Origin of the sequence: Nonomuraea glycinis (assembly GCF_035920485.1) — a bacterium.
Taxonomy (GTDB): Bacteria; Actinomycetota; Actinomycetes; order Streptosporangiales; family Streptosporangiaceae; genus Nonomuraea; species Nonomuraea glycinis.
Map to the genome: position 1 here is coordinate 1,231,285 of NZ_CP109166.1, position 22,881 is coordinate 1,254,165.

Annotated in this window: 17 protein-coding genes; 6 read left to right on the plus strand and 11 right to left on the minus strand. The window is 70.3% G+C overall.

Annotated elements, in window-relative coordinates:
* Positions 1 to 36: 36 nt before the first annotated feature.
* On the minus strand, positions 37 to 789 hold the full coding sequence (locus OHA68_RS05665; RefSeq protein ID WP_327106647.1) for a succinate dehydrogenase cytochrome b subunit: 753 nt from the start codon (positions 787 to 789) through the stop codon (positions 37 to 39).
* 135 nt (positions 790 to 924) lie between these two features.
* Between OHA68_RS05665 and OHA68_RS05670 the strand changes: the two genes are divergently transcribed.
* From OHA68_RS05670 to OHA68_RS05695, 6 genes are all read left to right on the plus strand, one after another.
* Entirely contained in the window at positions 925 to 1,854 is a 930-nt protein-coding gene (locus OHA68_RS05670) for a LysR family transcriptional regulator (protein ID WP_327106648.1), read from the plus strand.
* 34 nt (positions 1,855 to 1,888) lie between these two features.
* Complete coding sequence (locus tag OHA68_RS05675) at positions 1,889 to 3,025, plus strand: PP2C family protein-serine/threonine phosphatase (RefSeq protein WP_327106649.1); 1,137 nt, start codon at positions 1,889 to 1,891, stop codon at positions 3,023 to 3,025.
* Entirely contained in the window at positions 3,022 to 4,158 is a 1,137-nt protein-coding gene (locus tag OHA68_RS05680; protein ID WP_327106650.1) for a sensor histidine kinase, read from the plus strand. The genes OHA68_RS05675 and OHA68_RS05680 overlap by 4 nt, the downstream gene beginning before the upstream one ends.
* Positions 4,159 to 4,448: 290 nt before the next feature.
* Positions 4,449 to 5,231, plus strand: a complete 783-nt coding sequence (locus OHA68_RS05685; protein ID WP_189141857.1) for a hypothetical protein — start codon at positions 4,449 to 4,451, stop codon at positions 5,229 to 5,231.
* Positions 5,185 to 7,131 carry a fumarate reductase/succinate dehydrogenase flavoprotein subunit gene (locus OHA68_RS05690; protein ID WP_327106651.1) on the plus strand — a complete coding sequence of 649 codons (1,947 nt, stop codon included), beginning with the start codon at positions 5,185 to 5,187 and terminating at the stop codon, positions 7,129 to 7,131. The genes OHA68_RS05685 and OHA68_RS05690 overlap by 47 nt, the downstream gene beginning before the upstream one ends.
* Positions 7,128 to 7,883: a succinate dehydrogenase/fumarate reductase iron-sulfur subunit gene (locus OHA68_RS05695; RefSeq protein WP_189141859.1), complete on the plus strand. Its 756-nt coding sequence runs from the start codon at positions 7,128 to 7,130 to the stop codon at positions 7,881 to 7,883. The genes OHA68_RS05690 and OHA68_RS05695 overlap by 4 nt, the downstream gene beginning before the upstream one ends.
* 199 nt (positions 7,884 to 8,082) lie before the next feature.
* On the opposite strand, the gene OHA68_RS05700 is transcribed toward OHA68_RS05695, so the two are convergent.
* The 10 genes from OHA68_RS05700 to OHA68_RS05745 all read right to left on the minus strand — a co-directional run bounded on the left by OHA68_RS05700 (position 8,083) and on the right by OHA68_RS05745 (position 22,387).
* On the minus strand, positions 8,083 to 9,375 hold the full coding sequence (locus OHA68_RS05700; protein ID WP_327106652.1) for a hypothetical protein: 1,293 nt from the start codon (positions 9,373 to 9,375) through the stop codon (positions 8,083 to 8,085).
* A gap of 74 nt (positions 9,376 to 9,449) precedes the next feature.
* On the minus strand, positions 9,450 to 10,967 hold the full coding sequence (locus OHA68_RS05705) for a hypothetical protein (protein WP_327106653.1): 1,518 nt from the start codon (positions 10,965 to 10,967) through the stop codon (positions 9,450 to 9,452).
* A 47-nt stretch (positions 10,968 to 11,014) separates the two neighbouring features.
* Positions 11,015 to 11,425 (minus strand): (deoxy)nucleoside triphosphate pyrophosphohydrolase, encoded by a 411-nt coding sequence (locus OHA68_RS05710; protein WP_189141862.1) that lies wholly within the window; start codon positions 11,423 to 11,425, stop codon positions 11,015 to 11,017.
* Positions 11,425 to 12,516, minus strand: coding sequence for a C40 family peptidase (locus OHA68_RS05715; RefSeq protein WP_327106654.1), 1,092 nt, complete (start codon positions 12,514 to 12,516; stop codon positions 11,425 to 11,427). The genes OHA68_RS05710 and OHA68_RS05715 overlap by 1 nt, the downstream gene beginning before the upstream one ends.
* Positions 12,513 to 13,139 carry a hypothetical protein gene (locus tag OHA68_RS05720; RefSeq protein WP_327106655.1) on the minus strand — a complete coding sequence of 209 codons (627 nt, stop codon included), beginning with the start codon at positions 13,137 to 13,139 and terminating at the stop codon, positions 12,513 to 12,515. Before OHA68_RS05720 ends, OHA68_RS05715 begins: the two co-directional genes overlap by 4 nt.
* A gap of 2 nt (positions 13,140 to 13,141) precedes the next feature.
* Positions 13,142 to 15,427 (minus strand): type IV secretion system protein, encoded by a 2,286-nt coding sequence (locus OHA68_RS05725; RefSeq protein ID WP_327106656.1) that lies wholly within the window; start codon positions 15,425 to 15,427, stop codon positions 13,142 to 13,144.
* Positions 15,424 to 17,898 carry an ATP-binding protein gene (locus tag OHA68_RS05730; RefSeq protein ID WP_327106657.1) on the minus strand — a complete coding sequence of 825 codons (2,475 nt, stop codon included), beginning with the start codon at positions 17,896 to 17,898 and terminating at the stop codon, positions 15,424 to 15,426. The genes OHA68_RS05725 and OHA68_RS05730 overlap by 4 nt, the downstream gene beginning before the upstream one ends.
* A 47-nt stretch (positions 17,899 to 17,945) precedes the next feature.
* Positions 17,946 to 21,290, minus strand: a complete 3,345-nt coding sequence (locus OHA68_RS05735; RefSeq protein ID WP_327106658.1) for a TcpE family conjugal transfer membrane protein — start codon at positions 21,288 to 21,290, stop codon at positions 17,946 to 17,948.
* A 54-nt stretch (positions 21,291 to 21,344) separates the two neighbouring features.
* Complete coding sequence (locus OHA68_RS05740) at positions 21,345 to 21,611, minus strand: hypothetical protein (RefSeq protein ID WP_225277783.1); 267 nt, start codon at positions 21,609 to 21,611, stop codon at positions 21,345 to 21,347.
* A 59-nt stretch (positions 21,612 to 21,670) separates the two neighbouring features.
* A complete protein-coding gene (locus OHA68_RS05745; protein WP_327106659.1) occupies positions 21,671 to 22,387 on the minus strand; it encodes a conjugal transfer protein in 717 nt (238 codons plus the stop codon).
* Between the last annotated feature and the right edge of the window lie 494 nt (positions 22,388 to 22,881).

Here is a 22,881-nt window from a genome sequence, read left to right on the forward strand (position 1 = left end):
GTGTGTCCACTCCGCTCACTGCGTCGGGTTCACTCCTCACTTGACCACTCCGAACGTGATGGCGAGGGGCGGCGCGAGGAAGCCGATGACGAGTACGGCGGAGACCAGCGCGGCGCCCGTGCGCAGTGCCTTGTAGCGGTTGCGGTTGGCCCAGCCGAGCGTCTGGAAGGCGCTCCAGATGCCGTGCCGCAGGTGCAGGCCGACCATGACCACGGCCACGAGGTAGATCAGCGTCATCCACCACCGGGACGGGTCGAACCCGGCGATCATCCGGTCGGCCGGCGTGGAGACAGGGCCCTTCGGGTTGACCACACCGAAGGTCAGGTCGAGCAGGTGCCAGACGAGGAACAGCACGATCGTGACGCCGCCGTACCGCATGATGTGCGTCGCGTAGCCGCCGGCCTGCGACTTCTTGGCCGCGTACTTCACCGGCCGCGCGGCGCGGGCGCGGCGCGACAGGGAGACCGCGGCCCAGATGTGCAGCACGACCGAGACGGCGAGCACGACCTCCACGATCGTCAGCAGCGTCCGGTACGGCGCGAGCGGCTCCAGCAGGGTGCGCAGGGCGGTCGCGTAGTCGTTGAACGAGTCCCTGCTGATGAAGATCTTGAGGTTGCCCACCATGTGGCCGACGAGGAAGAGCACCATCACGGCCCCCGTGACCGCCATGACGACTTTCTTGCCGTTGGACGAGGCCAGGAACCCGCGGGGCTTGCCGCGCGTTGGCTTGTCAGCGGGCTTGGGGGGAATCGGCGCTGTAGCGGCGCCGCGCTCTATCGTGGCTGTCACATCTCCCGACGCTAGGTATCGCGCGGGTGCCCGTCCAAGTCATCACGGGCCTGGTTTCCATAGCCTCCGGCTATGATGTCTGGTTTGTACGGCAGCCGTACGGGCATCCGAGCCAGCCGGTGCGAGGAATATCACATGCAGCTGCAACAGTTGGCGTACTTCGTCGCGGTGGCGGAGAGCAGGCATTTCACCCACGCGGCCCAGCGGATGCGGGTCGCCCAGCCGTCGTTGAGCAAGCAGATCAAGGCGCTGGAGGCCGAGCTCGGCGCCCCGCTGTTCTCCCGTGCCCGGGGCAACGTCACGCTGACCCCGGCGGGCGAGGCGCTCCTCCCGCTCGCCCGCCGCATGCTGGCCGACGCCGACACCGCCAGGCAGGAGGTCGCCGAGCTCGCCGGCCTGCGCCGGGGCAGGGTGCGGCTGGGGGCGACGCCGTCGCTGTGCGCCGGGCTGGTGGCCGACGTGCTGGCCCGTTTCCACGACGCCTACCCGGGGATCGGCCTGCTGGTGGAGGAGGGCGGCTCGCGGGACCTGGTGGGCGCCCTGGCCCGCGGCCAGCTCGACCTGTCACTGATCATCATGCCGTTGCAGCACGACGACCCCTCCCTGGTGACCGAGGACATCCTGCGCGAGAACCTTGTGGTGGTCTCGCCCGCGCACGATCGCGTGCACAAGCCGTACCTGCGCATCGAGGACCTGCGCGGCAGGCCGCTGGTGATGTTCCGGCGTGGCTACGACCTGCGGGAGGCGACGCTGACGGCCTGCCGGCAGGCCGGGTTCGAGCCGAGGTTCGCCATCGAGGGCGGCGAGATGGACGCGGTGCTGCGTTTCGTGGAGGCCGGGCTGGGCGTGGCCGTGGTGCCGTCGATGGTGCTCGACGGGCGCCCGGGGGTGGCCGGCACGCCGCTGGCGCCGCCGGGACTGACCCGGACGATCGCGCTGGCGCACCGTAAGGACGTGGAACCGACCCGCGCGGCGCAGGCGTTTCGCGCTACCCTGCTCGCCTTCGTCCATGAAGCCGACCAGGACGGCACCCTTCCGCAAGGGGTGGAACTCATCGCAGAATGAGCCCGACGACCCCCCACTTCCCGAAGAGGCGTGTGTGACGGCAACTCTCTCCGAAACGCTGACGCTGCTCCTCATAGAGGACGATGACGGAGACGCGTTTCTGGTCGAGGAGTTGCTCAGGCAGGCCGAGGCGCCACCGAGGATCACCTGGGTGCGCAACCTGGCGGAGACCAGGGCCAAGCTGACCTCGGAGATCCAGTGCGTGCTGGTCGACCTCTCGCTGCCCGACGCCACCGGTCTCGAAGCGCTGGAGCAGGTGCTGGCGATGGCCCCGCACGCGGCGGTGCTCGTCCTGACCGGTCTGCGCGATGTGCACGTCGGGGTGGCGGCCGTGCAGGCGGGAGCCCAGGACTACCTGGTGAAGCAGGACGTCGACGCGCGACTGCTGGCCAGGTCGGTCCGGTACGCGATGGAGCGCAAGCGGGCGGACCTGGCGCAGATCAGGCTGGTCGAGGCCGAACTGACCGCCAAGGAGAACGCCCGCCTGGAGAACGGCCTGCTGCCCGTCCCCCTGCTGCACACCAAGAAGCTGGAGCACGTCACGCGCTACCTGCCGGGGAATCAGGGCTCCCGGCTCGCCGGTGACTTCCTGGACACCGTGCAGACGCCCGACGGCTCGGTGCACATCGTGGTCGGTGACGTGTGCGGGCACGGCCCGGACGAGGCCGCGCTCGGGGTGGCGCTGCGCATCGCCTGGCGCACGCTGGTGCTCGCCGGGCAGAGCGGTGCCCTGCTGCTGCGCACGATGGACACGCTGCTGCGGGCCGAGCGCAAGGCGCCGGAGATCTTCACCACGCTCTGCATGGCGACGATCACGCCGGACCTGACGCACGCCAGGATGCGAGTGGTCGGCCATCCGCCTCCGGTGCTGGTACGCGACGGTGTCATCGAGGTGCTCGGCGGCGGGCCGTCCGGGCCGCCGCTCGGCATCTTCCCCGACGTCGAGTGGACGGTCATCGACGTGCCGCTGGGCGAGAGGTGGTCGATGATGCTCTACACCGACGGGCTGATCGAGGCGGCGGTCGGCGAGAACCGGCAACTGCTGGGCGTCGACGGGCTCGTGGACCTCGTCAGGCAGCACGGCGCCATCGACCTCGATCGGCTCATCAGGCATGTGGGCACGCTCAGCGACGACCTCGCCGCGATGCTCGTGAGCAGGAGCGGCACATGAGCATCAATCCTCTGCCTCCGGCCAAGCCGGCCACCGGGGTCGGCCGGCTGCCGGTCGCCCGCCTGTTCGTCTTCACCGGCGCGGTGACCACGGTGGCGTTCCTGTCCGGGGCGGCGGTCATCATGAAGATGATCGCCGACGCCCGCGCCATGAGCCCCAGGCCCGAGGTCGCCGAGCAGATCGGCCTGCTGAACGTGGCGCTGTGGGTGCTGTTCCTGGTGCTCCTGGCCGCGGGCGTGGGGCTGGGGTTCATCGTGCACCTCACCGTGCTCAAGCCCATCGCCCAGCTCACCGAGCAGGTGCGCACGGTCGCGGGCGGCGACTTCGACCACCGGCTGGGCGTCGAGAGGCCCGCGGAGCTCGCGGAGCTGTCCAGCCACGTCGACTCGATGCGCAGGCGCATCGTGTCGGCCTGGCGCACCGCCTCCGACCAGGCCGACGAGCTGCGGCGCTCCAACGGCGAGCTGGAGCAGTTCGCGTACGTGGCCAGCCACGACCTGCAGGAGCCGCTGCGCAAGGTGGCCAGCTTCAGCCAGATGCTCGAACAGCGCTACGGCGATCAGCTCGACGAGCGGGCCAGGCAGTACATCCACTACGCGGTCGACGGCGCCAAGCGGATGCAGCTCCTGATCAACGACCTGCTCGACTTCTCCAGGGTCGGCCGGGTCACCAGCGGGCGCGAAGCGGTGGCGACCCGCCCGTCGCTGGACTCGGCGCTGGAGAACCTGTCGGCGGCGATCGAGGACGCCGAGGCCACCGTCACCGCGGACGAGCTGCCCACGGTGCTGGGCAACAGCGCCCAGCTCACCCAGCTCTTCCAGAACCTGATCGAGAACGCGATCAAATTCCGCTCCGAGTCGCCGCCCCGCGTCCACATCGGCGCCATCAGGTCCGGCGACCTGTGGGAGTTCAGCTGCTCCGACAACGGGATCGGGGTCGAGCCTCAGTACGCCGACCGGATCTTCCTCATCTTCCAGCGCCTGCACCCGCGCGACGTCTATCCGGGCACCGGGATCGGGCTCGCCCTCTGCCGCAAGATCGTGGAGTTCCACGGCGGGCAACTCTGGCTCGACGCGAGCGGCGCGGACCAGGGCACCACATTCCGCTGGACGCTCCCCGCGGCCGGCGACTGACGAATGCCGGATTTTGCGCAACTCATAAGAGTTGACCGCCAAATCGATAACTTTTTCGTGACCCTGAGGAAGTTGCCCCACCTGGGCACTACTCCTGACGAGGGTACGTGACAGGAATCACAGCGGGTCATTGAAAAAGTGAGTGATGCTCCTCACAAATCCGCATGCGGTCGTCGTAACGTATCCCACACCAACGCGCGCCGGTACGGCTCAGCCCGACCGCATACGCGCCACAACGAACGACCCGGACCCCAGGCGTGCGGGGTCCGCGGGAGGTGGAGAGGTCCGCGATGACCCAGACGACGCCCGATCCAGTGAGAAGGCAGCGTGCCCAAGTCAAGGTGCGCACGCTGCGCACCGACCGATGGTGGCTCGCCCCGCTGCTGACGTTTCTCGGGCTCAGTTCATTCCTTGTCTACGGTGTGTGGGCGATCCTCGACACCAGCTACTTCGTCGACCCGTACATAGCCCCGTTCTCGTCCCCGTGTCTGGCGACCTCGTGTCCCGAGGGAGCCAGGTTCCTGGGCTGGGCGCCGTTCGGTGACTGGTACACCCTGCCGCCGGGGCTGCTCATCCTCGGCCTGCCGGGCGGGTTCCGGTTGACGTGCTACTACTACCGCAAGTCCTACTACCGCTCCTTCTGGCTGTCGCCGGCCGCGTGCGCGGTGCAGGAGCCGCACGGCAAGTACACCGGCGAGACGCGCTTCCCGCTGATCGTCCAGAACGTGCACCGCTACTTCTTCTACTTCGCCATCCTCATCGGCGGGGTGCTCACCTATGACGCGATCCTGGCGCTCATCCACAAGCCGATCGGCCTCGGCACCTGGATCCTGGTGCTCAACGCCGTCCTCATTCTCGGCTACACGTTCGGCTGCCACTCCTGCCGTCACATCACCGCGGGCCGGCTCAACCACTTCTCCCGCCATCCCGTCCGCTACCGGGCCTGGACGTTCGTCTCCAAGCTGAACGCCAGGCACCAGCAGTTGGCATGGGCCTCGATGTTCTCCGTCATGGGCGCCGACCTCTATGTCCGCCTGGTGGCCAAGGGCATCATCGCCTTCCCGTTCGCGTAAGGATCTCTCAGTGGAAATCGAGCGTCACGAATACGACGTCATCGTCATCGGCGCAGGAGGCGCCGGGCTGCGGGCGGCCATCGAGGCGCGCCAGCAGGGCAAGCGCACCGCGATCGTCTGCAAGTCGCTGTTCGGCAAGGCCCACACGGTCATGGCCGAAGGCGGCGCGGCGGCCGCGATGGGCAACGTCAACTCCGATGACAACTGGATGGTGCACTTCCGTGACACCATGCGGGGCGGCAAGTTCCTCAACAACTGGCGGATGGCCGAGCTGCACGCCAAGGAGGCCCCGGACCGGGTCTGGGAGCTGGAAGCCTGGGGTGCGCTGTTCGACCGCACCAAGGACGGCAAGATCAGCCAGCGTAACTTCGGCGGCCACGAGTACCCCCGCCTCGCGCACGTGGGCGACCGCACCGGCCTGGAGCTGATCCGTACCCTCCAGCAGCGCGTGGTCGCGCTGCAGCAGGAGGACTACGAGACGCACGGCGACTACGAGGCCTACATCAAGGTCTTCCAGGAATGTACGATCACCCGCCTGCTCAAGGACGGTGACCGGATCTCCGGCGGCTTCGGCTACTGGCGCGAGAGCGGCAACTTCGTCCTCTTCGACGCCCCGGCCGTGGTCCTGGCCACCGGCGGCATCGGCAAGTCCTACGTGGTCACCTCCAACTCCTGGGAGTACACCGGAGACGGCCACGCCCTGGCGCTGCTCGCCGGCGCGAACCTGATCAACATGGAGTTCATCCAGTTCCACCCCACCGGGATGGTCTGGCCGCCCTCCGTGCGCGGCATCCTCGTCACCGAGTCGGTGCGCGGCGACGGCGGTGTGCTGCGCAACTCCGAGGGCGAGCGGTTCATGTTCAACTACGTCCCGGACGTCTTCAAGGACAAGTACGCCACCTCCGAGGAGGAGGGCGACCGCTGGTACACCGACCAGGCCAACAACCGCCGCCCTCCGGAGCTGCTGCCGCGTGACGAGGTGGCCCGCGCCATCAACGCCGAGGTGAAGGCCGGTCGCGGCTCACCCCAGGGCGGCGTCTACCTCGACGTCTCCACCCGGCTGCCCGCCGAGGAGATCAAGAGGCGGCTGCCGTCGATGCACCACCAGTTCAAGGAGCTGGCCGACGTCGACATCACCGCCGAGCCCATGCAAGTGGGCCCGACCTGCCACTACATCATGGGCGGCATCGAGGTGGACGCCGACTCCGGCGCGGCCTCCGTGCCCGGCCTGTTCGCGGCGGGCGAGGTCTCCGGCGGCATGCACGGCTCCAACCGGCTGGGCGGCAACTCGCTGTCCGACCTGCTGGTGTTCGGCAGGCGGGCGGGCGCGGGCGCGGCGGCCTACCTCGACGGGCTCCCCGCCCGGCCCAAGGTGGACCAGGTGCAGGTGGACGCCGCCCGCGCGGAGGCCGAGGCGCCTCTGCAGCGCTCCGGCGAGAACCCGTACGAAGTGCATCAGGAGCTCCAGCGGACGATGAACGAGCTCGTCGGCATCATCCGCAAGGCCGAGGAGGTGTCCGAGGCGCTGGAGGTCGTGGAGAAGCTCAAGGAGCGTGTCCAGCTCGTCGGCGCGGCCGGGACGCGCATCTACAACCCCGGCTGGCACCTCGCGCTGGACCTGCGCAACATGGTCCTGGTGTCGGAGTGCGTGGCCCGCGCCGCGCTGCTGCGCCAGGAGAGCCGTGGCGGGCACACCCGCGACGACTTCCCCGGCATGCGGCCCGAGTGGCGCCAGAAGCTGCTCGCCTGCTCCACCGAGGACGGCACGTCGATCACCATCGAGGAGAAGGCCCAGCCCGCGATGCGGGACGACCTGATTTCGCTCTTCGACCGGGACGAGCTGTCCAAGTACCTCACCGACGAAGAGATGGCCGAGTTCGACAGGATCGCGAAGTCATGAGCTACAAGGCAAAGTTCAAGGTCTGGCGCGGTGAAGGCGGCGAGGGCAAACTCGAGGACTTCACCATCGAGGTGAACGAGGGCGAGGTCGTCCTCGACATCATCCACCGCCTCCAGGCCACCCAGGCGCCCGATCTCGCGGTCCGCTGGAACTGCAAGGCGGGCAAGTGCGGCTCCTGCTCCATGGAGATCAACGGCAAGCCCCGGCTGGGCTGTATGACGCGGATGTCCACGTTCAGCGAGGACGAGACGATCACCGTCACGCCGATGCGGACGTTCCCCGTCATCAAGGACCTCGTCACCGACGTCTCCTACAACTACGAGAAGGCCCGGGAGGTGCCCTCCTTCACCCCGCCGGAGGGGGTGCGGCCGGGCGAATACCGGATGCAGCAGGTCGATGTCCAGCGGGGCCAGGAGTTCCGCAAGTGCATCGAGTGTTTCATGTGCAACAACGTGTGCCATGTCATCCGTGACCACGAGGAGAACAAGCCGGCCTTCTCCGGGCCGCGGTTCTTCATCCGGATCGCCGAGCTGGACATGCACCCGTACGACGTGGCGCCGGACCGCAAGGAGACGGCCCAGGGGGAGCACGGCCTCGGCTACTGCAACATCACCAAGTGCTGCACCGAGGTCTGCCCCGAACACATCAAGATCACCGACAACGCGATCATCCCGATGAAGGAGCGCGTCGTCGACACCAAGTACGACCCGCTGGTGTGGCTGGGCAACAAGATCTTCAAGCGCTCGAAGTAGGCCGCTGACGTGGCGGGGCCCTCAGGGTCCCGCCACGTCGCATGTCCGGACCAGGTCGCTTCTGGCGGCGGCCGTCAGGATCAGGTCACTTCCGGCCTTCTGGCGGTGGCCGTGGGGGTCAGGTCACTTCCGGCCTTCTGGCGGTGGCCGTGGGGGTCAGGTCACTTCCGGCCTTCTGGCGGTGGCCGTGGGGGTCAGGTCACTTCCGGCGGCGGCCGAGGCCGCGCTTGCGCTTGCCCTGCTGGGGCAGCGGCTCGGCGACCGTCGTCTCCTCGGGCGCCGGCGGCTGCGCGGGCAGGGGCTGGATGACCGTCGCGTCCGACATCCCCGTGGGCGCGGGGCCGTGGCCCGGCAGCGGTAGCCCGCCGCCCCACGGCTCGGAGTCGCCCGGCTCGGCGGCCGAGGCGGAGGGCAGCGGCCTGTCCGGCGAGTCCTCGTACGGCTTCGCGCCGCCGGGCGGGATGTCGGCGGGCGGCGCCTCCGGCGGGATCACCGGCTCGAACGGCGACCGGTACACCTCCCGCTCCGGCTCCGGCGCGGGCTGGTGACTAGGCGCGGGCTGGTGACTGTAGGAGTCGAACTGGTCCGGCTGCAGCACCACGGGCTCCGGCTGGGCCGGCGGCTGCTCGGGAACGTAGCCAGGCTGGGTGTAGGCGTTCGGATCCTGATAGACCGCGCCGTACTGCACCTGACCGCCCGGATAGGTCTGCACCGGGACGAAACTGATGATCGGCGCGTACGCCGTACCGCCCGGATAGCCGGGCGCGGGCATGGCGGCCGTGGCGTAGCCGGGGCCCGCCGGATAGCCCGTGTGCGGGTCGGGGTGACCGGCCAGGGGCCCCGCCTTGCGAATCGCCGCGGCGTGGGCCATGCGACGCAGCCGCCCCTCGAAGATGAGCACGGCGAACAGCACGAGCAGCACCAGGATCAGCGCGGGGATGCTGAGCTGCTGCGTCAGGCTGCGCTGGTCGAACTCCGGGGCGGCGTTGCGCATCTCGAGCGGGATCTCATCGGTCTCCGCGGACTGCCCCTCGGTCGGGGGCGGCGTGGCCGGCGTCTCCGTGCCGGTCACCGGCGGCAGCACGACGTCGGACTGCTCAGTGGTCGGCGAGACGCTCGGCACCTCCGCGCTCTGCGTCGGCAGTGGCTGGGGCTGCGGCGCGCTGCTCTGAACGACCGGCGTCGGTTCCGGCGCCTTCGTGGTCTTCGTCGCCTTGGGAGTGGGGGTCGACTTGGTCTTCGGCGTCGACGTGACGGTCTTGGTGATCGTCGTCTCCGGCGCTTCCTGCTCGCTGCTCGGAGTCGGCAAGGTGGTGGTGACCGTGACCGTGGTCTCCGGCGGGCACTCCTGGCCGGCTTCGCACGGCTCGACAGGATCGTAGGCGGTGGCCGAGGCCGTGGCGCTCTGGCCGACGAAAACGCTGGCTCCTACGCCGGTCAAGGCCAGCGAGAGCAGCACCGCGGACACGGCCGTCGCTCCGCTACGTGCCACCAGTGCCCTCCGCGCAATCCCGCAACCATGGTCAAGGGAATACTAGTCGGGTAAAAGTAACAGTAAAGACGAATTTACAACAGCTTTCTCCGACTACGCGTCCGATGCGTCCTGCTGATGGCCCACAGCCCCGCCATCAACGCCCCGATCCCGCCTGCCGCCGCGGCCAGCCCACGGCCCCCTGCCAGCGGATTCACCACTTCGGCGGCCTGCAACCGCACCTGCGGAGCGGCCACCGCCCGAGGCAGCGGCGCCCCCTGGCCATCCATTGACACGCCGGTCACGGAAGACGCCGCGGCGGCAGTGGGAACAGCCGCCAAAGGCAGCTCGGCCGCCCTCTTCCCTTTCCCCTCAGCCGTCCCCCCGGCCGCCGGCTCCCGCCACAGATCCCCGGCCACCCCCATGTCCGCACCACCCCGCACATCCGGCGGCAAGCCCCCACCGACCGGCTCCGGCCGCGCAACCCCACCGACCAGCCCGCCCGGCCGTACGCCCCCAGCCTTGTTGAGCTCTCCCGCAGCCTCGCCCTTGCCCGTCTTGCCCGACTGCCGAACGATCCCAGCCTTATCCTTCTTGCCCTGCTTTGCGGAGACCTCAGGCTGAGCCGAGTCCTCAGGCTGAGCCGAGTCCTCAGGCTGAGCCGAGTCCTCAGGCTGCTGGGCACCCTCGGCCATTTCCGGCGCTTCGGGCTGCTCGGCAACCTCTGACGGCCCCGCCCCCTCTGACTGCCGGGCGGCTTCATCCACTTCCCGCCCCCGCACCTCGGGCCGAGGGGCCTCCACACCCATCCCGGGCTCCCGGAACCGGTGTCGAGTCGTCCCGGCCGCCTCCGCGTCGCGTTGCCGTACGGTCGGAGGCTTGTTCGTCGTGGCTTCGGGGTCCGCCGCGGCGCCGGCGGGGCTGACCGGCTCTGGGGCCCGCACCGGTACGCCGATGGCCTCCGTCATGGTCGTCAGCCCGGTCCCCTGCCGCATCCTGGCCACGGCCGCGAGCGCCACTTCGCCCGTCCCCTCCGGGACGGTGAGCTCCACGTCCACGGCCCGCCTGCCGGCCAGCTCCCCCAGCGCGCACGCCTGCGCTCCGGACACGACCGCCGTACTCGACCCTGAAGTCTCCAGCTTGACGAGCGTCCGAGCGGCGAGCGCGGCGGCAGCGGACACGCCGTCAGACGATCCCGCCGAGATCCCCTGAGGAGAGGCGTCTTCACTGAGCTCCGAAGAGGACGCAGGAAGGCCATCGCCCTGGGCCTTCAACCTCTGGGGAGCGGAACGCGGCACGCCGGAAGCCGGCTGGCCGTCGCCCTCGGCGTCCGACCCGGTCGATGCCGGCGGGTCCGTAAGCTCTGCCTGGACGGGCGACGTGCAGGTCAGGGCGGTGAGGGCGTGGGGCGGTGTGGTGGCCACAGCCAGCCGGGCGTCGCGTGCCGTACCGTCGAAACGCACCCGGTATCGCAACACGTCCCCCGCGCCGGCCCGCGAACCGGCGGAGTCGTCCACCCGGCCGAGCACCATGGTCACCCCGGCCGCCGCCGCGGGCGCCGCCGGCGCCGCCACCAGAACCAGGGCTCCGCCCACGATCCAGCCCCGATTCATGAAGCCGCCTCCCCCGATGCGACAGATTACTGACTGTAATACTTATGTCACACAGAGCGACCATTCAACCCTTGTGACAGCAGTTTCTCCACCGCTTCCATGACGGGCAGATCGGCCCCCAGCCACGCCACGTCGAAGTATCCACCAGGCTCCAGCCACCGCAGCGCCAGGTGCTCCTTGGCCTCCGGGATCCCCGCCGTCACCATGGCGAACCAGACGCGCAGCACGTACCCCTCACTCAGCGGCCAGTCACCGCCGACCCGCTCCCCGACACTGACCTCCACCCCGAGCTCCTCGCGGCACTCCCGCACCAGGGCGTCGATCTCGCCCTCCCCGGGGTCGACCTTCCCGCCGGGGAACTCCCACCCGCCCGCCAGCTCAGGCGGGTCGGCGCGCTGTGCGGCCAGCACCCGGCCGGCCGCGTCGAGGATCACCGCGGCGACCACGATCACCGTCATCAGGCGTTCTCCAGCTTCTCCAACTGGGCGATCACGTCAGGGTTCCGCAGCGGCCGGGTGAAGCCCACGATCGTGTCCCGGGTGCCGTAGGTCGTCACCTTGATCGGCCCGCACAGGCGGCAGCGCGCCTCCACCATCTTCCCCTTCGACACGACCATCCCCACATGCCCCGGATTGTTGGGCGAGGTGCCGGGACCCGCGTTGAAGAACACTAAGTCCCCCGCCTCCTCCTTGCCCTGCTCGATCTTCACCCCGAACGGCCACTGCGTGAACGTGGTGCGCGGGATCGACAGCCCCGCGGCCCGGTAGGCGGCGAAGATGATGCCCGAGCAGTCGAACGAGTCCGGCCCGGTCCCGCCCCACACGTACGGCTTGCCACGCTGGTCCAGCGCGTACGCGAGGATCTTCGCGACCACGTCGCTGGGCGCGGCCTCGACCAGCGGCTCGTCACAGGCGTCGTCCGCCTCCGGCGGCACCTCCACCTCGCCGGACTTGGCGTACCCCTTGGCGATCTCCTGGACCTGGTCGACGTACCACCAGGCCCGGTTGTAGACGAACAACGCCCCCCGCACGTTCTCAGGGGCGCCGTTGCGCTTGAGCATCTTGGCCGCGCCGAGGATCGCGTCGGCGGGGTTGTAGACGTCGCCGACGCCGTCACCGTCGCCGTCGGAGGCGTAGCCGTTGAACTGCGACGACATCGGGATCCTGGCCTTGCCGCCCCACGTGCTGATCAGGAACTGCATCGGCCCGGCCGCGCCGGCGGAGTTGGTGCCGCTCTTCACGCCGGGCAGGTCGGAGCGGCCGTGGTTGGTCTCCCGCTTGCCGACGGCGGCCAGGATGCTCCACTGGACGCCGATCTTCTCGCCGTGCTCGCGGTAGAGCTCCAGGTAGTCGGCCGGGATGTCGGCGGCGGCCGAGTCGGAGGCCTCCTGCACCCGGGTGCCGTCGTCGGCGCAGTCGGGCTGCGTGCCGCCGTTGCCGATGAAGGAGGGGATCGACGTCATCATCATCGGCGACATGATGACCAGGGCCAGCAGCAGCATCCCGGCGACCACGACCGCCAGGAGGACGCGAGGACGTGAGACGTTCACCCTTCCGGGTCCCCGTCCTGACCTTCGCCGGCGGGCCGCAGCTCGAAGACCCGCCAGTCGGCGCCGAGCTGGCTGACCGTGACCGCGTACTGCTCGACCAGTTGTTTGGTGCCGCTCTTCGTGGCGAGCTGCTGCGTGCCGGTCACCACGAACACGACGGAGGTCCTGTCGATCTGCCGGATCTCCTTGAGCGCGGCCGTGGTCGTGGAGACCACCTCGTCGGCGCGGTTGCGCTCCACCGTGCCGGGCGAGGTCAGCGTCCTGGCGAGGATGTCGCCCAGCTCGGCCGTGGTGTACTGCTTCACCCTGGCCGCGTAGGCAGCCGGGTCCTCGTCGTGCCGGAACGTGCCGTACTCGGCGGTGAACCGCTCGGCCAGGTCGGCGGCGGCGGCGAGCTGCTCCTTCGACATCGGCAGGTACGCGTAGACGTCGAAGGGCGCGTCGCTGGCCGTGGCCAGCGGCGTGCTCTCGACGACAGGCGAGCTCGTGGTGACGCCGCGCGGCGCCTGTACCGCGGCCGGCTCCTCGGAGTCCGGCCACAGCGCCAGGTAGAGCCCCACGGCGGCGATGATCACCACGACGGCGGCGAAGGCCACCCCGCGCCTGTCACCAGGCTGGGCCATGATCAATCCTTGTCGGGGTTGGACGGGTTGAGCCAGAACGGCACCGGGGGCTCATCCTTGCGGGAGCTGCCCCACAGCGGTGGCGGCTCGGAGGCGCGCCGGTCGGAGGAGCCGGAGGAGCCGCCGAACATGCCGCCGCCACCGGATCCGCCACCGCCGAAGACCCGCCCGTCAGGGTTGCGGCCGAAGATGCCGCCGCCCGAGGAGCCGTTCGACCTGTCGTCGCTCCAGCGGGAGGGTCGCGAACCACCGGACCCACTGAACCGGGACCCGCCGGACCGAGAGCTTCCCAACCCACCGGACCGGGAGCCTCCCGACCCACCGGACCGCGTACCGCCCGACCGCGAGCCACCCGACCGGGAGCCGCTGGAACCGCCCGAGCTCCGCGAGCCGCCGGAGCCGCCGCGAGGCGCCCAGCCGCCGCCGGACCGTCCGCCGAACCAGCCTCCGCCACCCGAGCCGCCACCGGACGCGGCGGAGGCGCCGGACGCGCTCGACCCGCCGCCCGGACCGCGCGGCCCCGCCCCGGGCGAGGCGCCACGGCTGCGGGTGGGCGTGCCGCCCAGGTTGAGCGGCGGCGCGTCACCCTGGCGCGGCGCCGGACCCTGCCTGCCGCCCGCCTTGCCGCCCTGCTGGTCGGTGTCGAGCGGTGCGGGCACCCGGACGCCCGACGGCGTCGCGGCGCCTTCCGACTCCTCGCCCCTGGCCCGGCCCTGGGCGACGGTGGCGGCGACCCCGCTCGCCACGCCGCCGGTGGCCGCGTGGATGAGCGGCTCGGCCTTCCGCGCGCCCCAGCGTCCGATCCTGGCCGAGGCGACCGGGGGCAGCACGTTCGAGGCCCGCTCCAGCACCGGCGAACTCGCCGCCTCGCCGAGCATGCGGGTGGTGAGCGTGTGCCCGCCCATCGACGCGAACAGATGCTGGAACGGCCGCCGGTAGAAGAACACCGCGATCGTCAGCAACGCCATGAACAGGATCTGCAACCCCCAGGGCATCGCCGTGGAGATGATCAGCGCGTAGCCGTACACGAGCACGCCGAGCACCAGCGCGAGCACGGCCTGTCTGAGCAGGGTGCCGATCAGCATCTCCACCCAGCGCATGGCGATGATCCGCCCGCTGCCCGGATGGACGCCGATCAGCAGGAACACCGGCCCGAGGATCAGCAACAGCAGGAAACCCACCTTGAGCACCAGCAGCGAGACCGCCACCAGGAAGATGAGCACCCCCGCCACCAGGGCGGCGATGAGCGCGGCGATGGCCACGCCGAGCCGGCTCGTCCAGTCCCGGCCGGAGAAGATGAAGTAGCGCGAGTCGTTTTTCAGCTTGTCGGCGATCTCGACGTACTTCGCCTGGTGGGCGGCCCGGTCGGGCGCGGGATTGGCCGCGGTGGCCGCCGGGATCGACTGGGTCTCCAGCATGACGCGGCCGAAGTCGCGCACGATGGGCTGGTTGGGGTCCGCGGTGCCGAACTGGCCCATCAGCCAGGGCTTGCACACCAGCGTGGACCACAGGGCGTCGGCGTTCTGGTCGACGCCGGGCGTGCCGTTCTGGCCGTAGCCGCCGGCCTTGACCTCGGGGCTGGTGTCGCCGGGCGCCGGCAGACAGGAGGCGCCGCCCGCGCCGGGCAGCCCGGAGAAGGCGGAGTTGACCACTTCGCCGGTCTTGTCGGTGACGACCTTGCCGAGCCCGGTGAAGTCCTGCGGCCGGCTGAGGAACCAGGTCGCCACCGTGACGGCGAGCACCATCCAGATCACGCCTTCGGCGGTGGTGGTGGCCCGCTTGCGGATCAGGCCGTACCACGCCAGCCAGATCGCGCCGAGGATCACGATGGGCTGGAGGTACGGCCAGTACATGGCCTGCGCCAGGTTCGTGACGATGTCGTCGACGACGTCCTTGATGGACTGGAGCGGTCCCTCGGTGGCCGCCGCCTGGTAGGTGGTGATCGTGAGCCGGTCGACGGCCTTGGCCCACAGGAAGATCGTGTTGGCCCAGGAGTTGCCGAGGACCGCGGTGATGTCGGAGCAGCCGAGCTCGTGCGTGTGCCAGAACTGGCCGCTCATGCCGAACTGGCCGTAGTTGGTGGTGGGTGGTTGTACGCCGCCCTCCGGCACCGGCGCCTGCATCATGCCGTCGGTGCCGCTGCCGATCACCTCGGGGGCGAGCTCGCCCGAGAGGTCGCAGGGCGCCGCCGCGGCGGGCGACATGCTCCCCACCGCGAACGGCACCACCAGGATGCCCAGCAGCACCACCAGGGCAAGCGTCAACCGCCTGGATAGTCGGATCCTCATGACCGCACCTCCTGCGCCCGGACCACTCCCCCTTGAAGATCATGCCCGTTGCCGTCGGGTTTGTCGTGTGTCGGGTTCGTGTCGAGCCAGCGAAGCAGCTCATCGGAGATCAGATCCACTCCGATCCGCCCTGCCCTGCCATCCAGATCACGGAAAATGCATTCCCCGTTGCCGAGCGAGCGCAAGACGGCCTTGTGCTCCTCAGATGGTTCCACCCCGAGCAGTGACATGACGTGGTCGACCTCCACGCGTTCGGTGGACCGGAAGGCGAAGACGGAGGACAGGCAGTTGGTCACCTGTTCGTTGAGCAGGTCACCGGCGTTCTGCGACACCAGGACGAGCGCGGTGTTACGGGAGCGGCCCATCCGGCTCACCTCGGGCACCAGCTTGGCGCCCTCCGGCGTGGACGTGATCGCCCACGCCTCGTCGAGGAAGATCGCCTTGGGCGCGCGCCGGTCCAGCCCGTTCATCAGCCGCCGGGCGAACTGGGAGACGAGATAGAGCAGCGCCACCGACAGCCGCTGCTCGTAGGAGTAGTCGTCCCTGGTGGTGGCCACGTCCGGCAGCGTCAGGCCGCCCAGGGTGAACACGGTGGTCCACCCCTCCGAGTCGATCTGGTCGCCGCCTGAGGGGTCGAAGCAGAGCGTGGCCAGGTGCATCTCCGACATCGAGCGCAGCACCGCGCCCAGGTTCTTCGACGCGGCGTCCTCGGTCTGCTCCAGATGGTCGACGACCTTGCCGAGCGAGGGGTCGGGCGCGTTCGACACCGCCGCCACCGCCTGGATCATCGCCGACTCGCGCTCCTCCGACATCCTCGGCAGCAGCAGCCGCAGCGTCTCGGTGGCCATCGTCTTCTTGGCCGCGATGTCATCCCCGAACGAGAACGGGTCCAGCAGCCCCGGCGCGGCCGAGCCGAGCGGGATGATCCGCGCCTTGCGCTCGCGCTTCTGCAGCAGCTGCACGAGCGACTCGGCGTCGCCCTTGGGGTCGATCACCGCGACCGTGACCCCGCGCAACGCCATCTGGTAGATCATCAGCAGCGCGAGCGTCGTCTTGCCGCCGCCCGGCTCGCCGGTGATCGCGATGGCGGTCGGGCGGTTGCGGCTGGCCGCGAGCAGCGGGTCGAAGTGCACGATGCTGCGCGCCCTGCCGACGGTCTCACCGATGTACGGGCCCAGCCAGCCCTCACCGGCGTCCTCCAGCCGGTCGCCGAGGTCCACGGTGGCCGTCGCCATGCCGCCAGCGATCGTCCGCAGCGGCTGACGCTGGGCGTAGGCGTTGACGCCCACCTTCTCCCCCGGCAGCGCCTCGCGGAACAGCGAGAACTGGTCGCCGGTGGAGTTGACCACGTCGATGCCCATGTCGCGGTAGTGCTCGACGACCGCCTCCACCCGCTGCACGCAGATGTCCTCGGTGGGGGCCGACACGATAAGCCGGTGCCACCCGTACACGAAGGGCAGTCGTTCCTTGGTGATGCCGTGCTCCAGCATGCGGGCCGCGTCGATCTGCTCGGCCAGCGCCAGCGGCGCCTCCGCGCCGGCCTCCCGGATGTGGATGTCCATGTCGCGGGCGTGCGCCAGCTTGCGCGCCACGTCCCTGGACGCCTTGACCGGCGGGATCAGCCGCATCCGCGAGGAGATCTCCACGGGGAAGGGCAACTGGTCGGTGAAGTGCATCCACGGCTCGCCGTCCGGGAACGGCATGATGTCCGGGAACCGGGCGAACGACAGGTAGGCCACATAAGAGTCACCTTGCGGCTGCACGATGCGCAGCAGCGACCTGCCGTTGTGGATCTCGCCCTCCACCAGCGACTCGATCTCGCCCCTGCCCCAGCGCCGCTTCGGGCTGGCCGACGGCGGCGCGTCCGCCAGCGCCCCCGCCGCCGCGTGCTGGAACAGCCACGCCACCTCGACCGAGGTGGCGTGCCGGGCGTACAGGGCGCTGGAGGCCAGCGCCCGGCCCAGCCGTTCGGCCTGCTCGGTCCAGCGGCGGATCTCGCCGTCGGGCACGTGGTCGTCGTCGAGGCCGAGCGCCTTCTCGGTCCGCTGGTAGAAGCCGAACAGCTGCGCGAGCACCCCGCTGCCGAGCTGCTTGCCCCGGGGACCGATCCGTACGCCGAGATAGACCTCCTTGGACCAGAAGTCCTTCGCCCAGACGTGCCGGTACATCTCCTCCAGATAGTCGCGCCAGCCCGGACCCTCGTCGGAGGTGGCGTTGAGCGCCATCGCCCACTCGGCCGCCGGATAGGCACGATGCGCCACCCGCAGATGAACCTCGGCGTCCGGCATCCTGATCGCCGCCAGCGCGATCGTGATGTTGGTCGCCAGCGACTCCCGCTCCTCCGGCGTGACGAACTCGTAGCTGACCGTGGGAAGACGGAAATATGCCCATGCGGAGGAGTCTGTGAGCAGGATGCGGTCGTCGAAGTAGCGGACCGCCAGACGCTGGTGCGCCCGGGACGCCCTGCTCATGCCGCCCCCTCGGCGCATGAACTGGCCATACCTGCTCGCATGTTCACTTATCGCTCACCGATTCTCGTGCCCGGGGGGTCACTCGCCAACTCCTCTTCGCTCGGTCGGATCCGCTGTGCCGTGAAGCCCGCGACCACGACCCCGGCAAGGGCGAGGTACGCCCGCCGCCCGGCCGCGCGCAACTGCCCCGGATCGACGACCTCGTCGCCGCCCGGCGCCAGCCCGTCCTCCCAGGGGACCCGGACGATGGCCCGGCACCTGCCGCTGGCCACCGCCTCCGCCTGCTCGACATCCGCCATCGAACGCCTGCTCACCCCGTTGACCACCATGACCGCCCGCCGCCTCAGGTCCGCGCAGCCGTGGCCGTCCAGCCACTCGTACGTCATCGCCACCGCCTCCGGGGCCTCCTCGCTCGCGGGGAGCACCAGGACAAGCTGGTCGGCGTACGGCAGCACGCGCGCCGCCAGCGAGGCCGCCGGGTCGATGACGGACAGCTTGTAGTGCCGGTCGAGCAGGCTCAGCGCCTCACCCAGCCGGCGGTCGGAGAAGAGGTCACGATCGGCCAGCCGCTGCTCGGCCTCCGCGTCGCCGTCGGCCCCGACCACCTCCAGGCCGGACGCCGTACGGGTGGTGTAGCCGCGCATCGTCAGATAGCCGCTCACCCCGTGCAGGCCCGCGAGCAGCGACGTCAGCGTCTCGGGCGTCTCCTGCTCGACCCGGCTGGTCAGGCTCCCGCCGCCGGGCGCGGCGTCGACCGCCACCACCCTGTCGTCGCGGTAGCGGGCCAGGGTGTGGCCCAGCATCAACGCCGTCGTGCTCTGCCCGGCGCCGCCCGTACATCCCAGCACCACGATCCTGCGGCTGCCGCCGAACACGCCCCTGGCCCGGGCCTCGTCGATCTCCGAGCCATCGGTCCGCACGCCGCTGCCGCCGACCACCACCTGGGCGATCCGCCGCCAGCCGCCGGAGTCCCGCCCCACGACGGACTCCACCCGGCGTACCCGCGGCTCCCGTTCCCCGGTCCTCGGCACCGGCACCCCGGCCGCGACCTCCCGCCGCTCCGGAGCCTGCGGCTGCCCCACCGACCGCAACCGCTCACCCGCCTGCTCCACCGCCGAGCCCGCAGCAGCCCCCTCCCGAGCCTCCAGCCCGATCACGGACCGCTCCCGCTCGTGCTCCCGCTCCGCCTGCTGCTGCTCCGCAGACTGCCGACGCCTCTCAGCACGACGGTCCTCGTCGGACTGACGGTCCTCATCGGACTGACGGTCCTCATCGGACTGACGGTTCTCGTCGGGCCCGGAGTGCTCGTCGGACTCCCGCTCCTGGGCCGGCCGCAGCGGCTCCACCGAACGCAGGCGCTGCACGGACTGGCGACGCCCCGCAGCCTGCGGCTCCTCCACCGGCTGCTCAGGCCCTGCCCGCTCGGACGGCTCCCGCTCGGCACGCTCAGCCTGCTGAGGCGCCCCGCGCTCAGCCGCCTCGTGCCCAACGGCGACAGACGCCCCGGCCCCCGCGCCCTCGGCCCGCCGAAGGTCCACGCGCTCAGACGGCCGACGTTGTACGGACTCAGACGGCTCGTGCTCGGCGGACTCGGGCTGCTCGGGTCCTGCGGATGGCTGTCGGGTCGTGGACGGCAGGCTCTCCAGTGGCCGCAGCGCCTCCGGCGTGACCTCCTGGCGTGCCGACGGCGTAGGCGGGGCTTCCTCATCCTCTGGGGCGCCCACAGGCCCTTCCACTACGCCCTGGGGACGCTCCGCGGCGTCCTCCTCCTGGGTGTGAGGGGCAGATCCCGCGTCGTCCCCGCGTGCGGAGCCCGTGGGGACCCGCTGAAGACCCTCGTCATTCGGCTCGGGACGGATGGGATCGTCTTGCTGACCGGGATCCACCTGCTCGGGACGTACGGGATCGTCGTGCTGACCGGGATCCACCTGCTCGGGACGTACGGGATCGTCGTGCTGGGCGGGATCCACCTGTTCGGACCGAGCGGACGCCGAGGGGACCGCGTCGTCATGGTGGACCGGCAGCGCGGGCAACTCCGAGTCCGGACCCCTGCCCCGCAACGGGCGCGACAGCTTCATCGGCGTCGAGTCGGGGTTCAGCGGCGACCATCCCCCCTGAGCGTCCGGCAGCAGCAGGGCGGGCCCCAGCCTGGGCGGCCGCCCCTTCCTGTGCTGATTCCTGGCGACTTCGTCGTCCCGGCCGTGCTCATCCGCGGCCTGCTCGTCCTCGCCGCCCGGCAGTGCCGAGGACTCCGACGGCGCGTCGGCACTCGCGGCGAGCTTGCGCAACCGCCGCAGCGCCTCCGTGTCGATCGGCTTACCCGACGCGGCCTGACGCGAGGTCCGCCCCCCTGCCCGCTCAGCCGGGTCGCCCGCCGGCTCATGCCGGGCGTCGTCACGGCCGGTGGGCGCGTCCTCCAAGGTGCCACGTACCAGCCGAAGCGCCGCCGGCGTGTCCCTACCGTCGCGCACCGCGCCGTGAGAGCTCCGCGCCGCGTCCTGTGAGTCCCGTACACCCTGAGAGTCCCGCGCCGCGCCCTGAGAGTCCCGCACGCCCTGCGCGTTTCGCACGCCTCGCGACTCCGGCATGCCCTGGGAATCCGGCACGCCCTGCGCATCCCGCACGCTCCGCGAATCCGGCACGCCCTGCGGATCCCGCCCGGCCCTCGAACGGGCCGATGTCTCCTGGCCGCTCCTCGGGTCGGTCGCGGTCCTGGGCTCGGCCGGCGTCCCCGTCGTGCCTCTCGCCTCGGCGCGGCTCTCGCGTACAAGCTCGTGGTCCTGGCGCGAGGGCGGCAGGGCGAGGGCGGTGGTGCCGAGGGCGGGGGCGGCGGCGCCGGGGCGGGTCCGGGAACCCCAGCCCGTCCGGGTGGTCGCCGACTCGGCGACCGGGGCCTGTGCGGCGGCCACAGCGGCGGCCGCCACGGCGGGACGGACCTGGCGCGGGCCGTTGATGCGCTGGGCGGCCGAGCGCTTGCGCTGGGTCTGGCGGGCCTTGCGCGTCGACTTGACGCGGACCCTGGCCGGGGAGACGCGCCAGACGCGGCCGGAGAAGCTGATCGTCTCGGGCTCGGCCCCGGGCGCGAGGCGGTACCAGGCGCGCGGCTGTCCGAGGTAGCGGAGCTGGGATTCGAGCAGCTCGGTGAGCCGCTTGCCCTCGATGACGGGGCGGGTGGACAGCCACGTCACGATCCCGGGGGGCACCAGGTAGAGCACGTGCCAGGGCATCTCCACCGGCACGCCGACCAGCCAGAGCAGAAGCGACCACGGCACGACGACGCCGACGAACACGCCGATCCAGACGATGGGCAGCGGCATGGGCAGCCGTAGGTCGTACAGCTTGTAGAGCCGCTTCTCGATGCGCCAGATGTTCGTATACGTAGGCAGGTCCACGCGGTCCTCCTCTCCACCCGCTCGTTCATGACCGCCACGGAGCGGTCTCAACCCTTACTGGATGCCCAGGGCTCCCGCGATCGCTTTGGCCGTCACTTCGATGATGTTGGGCACGTAGAAGATCACGCCGATGGCCACGGCCAGGATGAGGAACTGTACGAACCTCGTGATCTCGCGGGTGAAGAGGAAGAACAGCGCGACCACGGAGACGACCACAAGGAACAGCGGGGCGAAGAACGCGCGCAGGAAGTCGGCGAGTCCTTCGGTGTTGACGCCTGTGGGTGCGGGGGTCGGCGTCAGCTCGATCAGGTTGAGCACTATCGATTTCACGATCACTTCTTGTCCTCCCGGGGGTGCCGATCAGCAGCGCGGTCGTGCGTCTATCCAACGGCCCGACCGGCGCCGCGGATGTCGTCGACGTACCATTTGTCGCCCTGCTTCACGACCGTGAGGCGATAAGCCTGCTGGAGGCGGCCGGTTCCGGTGCTCGCGACGGCGGCGCCGGCGTCGGCGGCCACGGCGTCAGGCAGGACCCACACCACGACCGCCTGAATCTCTCGGGTGGCACCCCCTACAGGCACCACGACGCTCTTGAGCTCCGCGAAGGTGAAGGCGCCCGCGAAGCTCGGCAGGCTCGTGCCGGCGGTGACGTAGCGCTGCAACTCCGCGCCGTTGCCCGAGGCGTAGTTGCGGAAGAAGCCTTCGAGCTGCGGCTTGAGCTCGGTCGCCGCCGCGTCGTCGCTCTCCGGCTCCGCCACCTGCGGCAGATCGGCGGGGCCGGGCGCGGGCAGGATCGCGGGCCAGCCCGAGACGACGAACCTGTTGCCGTCGGCGTCACCCGAGTAGTAGATGGGCACGGACAGGTGCAGCCTGCGGCTGCCCGTCTGGAAGGCGACCGTGACGATGGCGTTGGCGTCGTCGGTGACCTCGATGTCGTACGGCTGGATGGCGACGGCGCCCAGCTTGCCGTTGCCGTCCCAGCCCAGCTGCTGATCCATGCCGTCGGCCATGAACGCGGCCAGCTTGCCGGACCTGCTCACGGCGTCCTCAGGACTGAAATTCAGGTAAACGCCGGCGAACTGGGCGGCGAATGCCATCCCGCGCGCCGTCGGGAAGTCACTCTCCGGCTGCGCGGTCTCATTCGGCGCGGCGACGTTCTGCCCGGTAAACCGCTCAAAAGGTGCACGGATCCCATTAACCACGATAACCACGATAAGCGCCCAGAGAATGATGCGACCGGTCCACACCAGCCAACGCCCGCCGCCGCCCGACCAACCGCCACGCCGCGGCCTGCGCGGCGGAGGCGCGTCGAAGTCGGCGGTGTCTGGGCGTACGGAAAGCTCGGGGTCGCCAGCGATCCGAGGACCGTGCTGGACGGTTGACCTACGAGCCATCACGCCTCCGCTCGCGCCAATCGCCCCGGCTGGCGCGGTGTCGTCCGTTGCCGATCCCCATCATCCGCGGTGAAGCAGTCACCTTATCCGGTCTCCGCCATTGTTCCAGGAAAGCCACGTCCATGCTGCAGGCATCGCCGTCCGGTAGCAAACCGAGTGCGCATGGGACGCATCGGAGTGCCCAACTTGTGAGGGTT

Excerpts from the sequence above, each read along its gene's own strand:
- OHA68_RS05670 (WP_327106648.1), top strand. The coding sequence starts at position 925 with ATGCAGCTGCAACAGTTGGCGTACTTCGTCGCGGTGGCGGAGAGCAGG.
- OHA68_RS05680 (WP_327106650.1), top strand. The coding sequence starts at position 3,022 with ATGAGCATCAATCCTCTGCCTCCGGCCAAGCCGGCCACCGGGGTCGGC.
- OHA68_RS05685 (WP_189141857.1), top strand. The coding sequence starts at position 4,449 with ATGACCCAGACGACGCCCGATCCAGTGAGAAGGCAGCGTGCCCAAGTC.
- OHA68_RS05690 (WP_327106651.1), top strand. The coding sequence starts at position 5,185 with ATGTCCGCCTGGTGGCCAAGGGCATCATCGCCTTCCCGTTCGCGTAAG.
- OHA68_RS05695 (WP_189141859.1), top strand. The coding sequence starts at position 7,128 with ATGAGCTACAAGGCAAAGTTCAAGGTCTGGCGCGGTGAAGGCGGCGAG.
- OHA68_RS05705 (WP_327106653.1), bottom strand. The coding sequence starts at position 10,967 with ATGAATCGGGGCTGGATCGTGGGCGGAGCCCTGGTTCTGGTGGCGGCG.
- OHA68_RS05710 (WP_189141862.1), bottom strand. The coding sequence starts at position 11,425 with ATGACGGTGATCGTGGTCGCCGCGGTGATCCTCGACGCGGCCGGCCGG.
- OHA68_RS05720 (WP_327106655.1), bottom strand. The coding sequence starts at position 13,139 with ATGGCCCAGCCTGGTGACAGGCGCGGGGTGGCCTTCGCCGCCGTCGTG.
- OHA68_RS05725 (WP_327106656.1), bottom strand. The coding sequence starts at position 15,427 with ATGAGGATCCGACTATCCAGGCGGTTGACGCTTGCCCTGGTGGTGCTG.
- OHA68_RS05730 (WP_327106657.1), bottom strand. The coding sequence starts at position 17,898 with ATGAGCAGGGCGTCCCGGGCGCACCAGCGTCTGGCGGTCCGCTACTTC.
- OHA68_RS05745 (WP_327106659.1), bottom strand. The coding sequence starts at position 22,387 with ATGGCATTCGCCGCCCAGTTCGCCGGCGTTTACCTGAATTTCAGTCCT.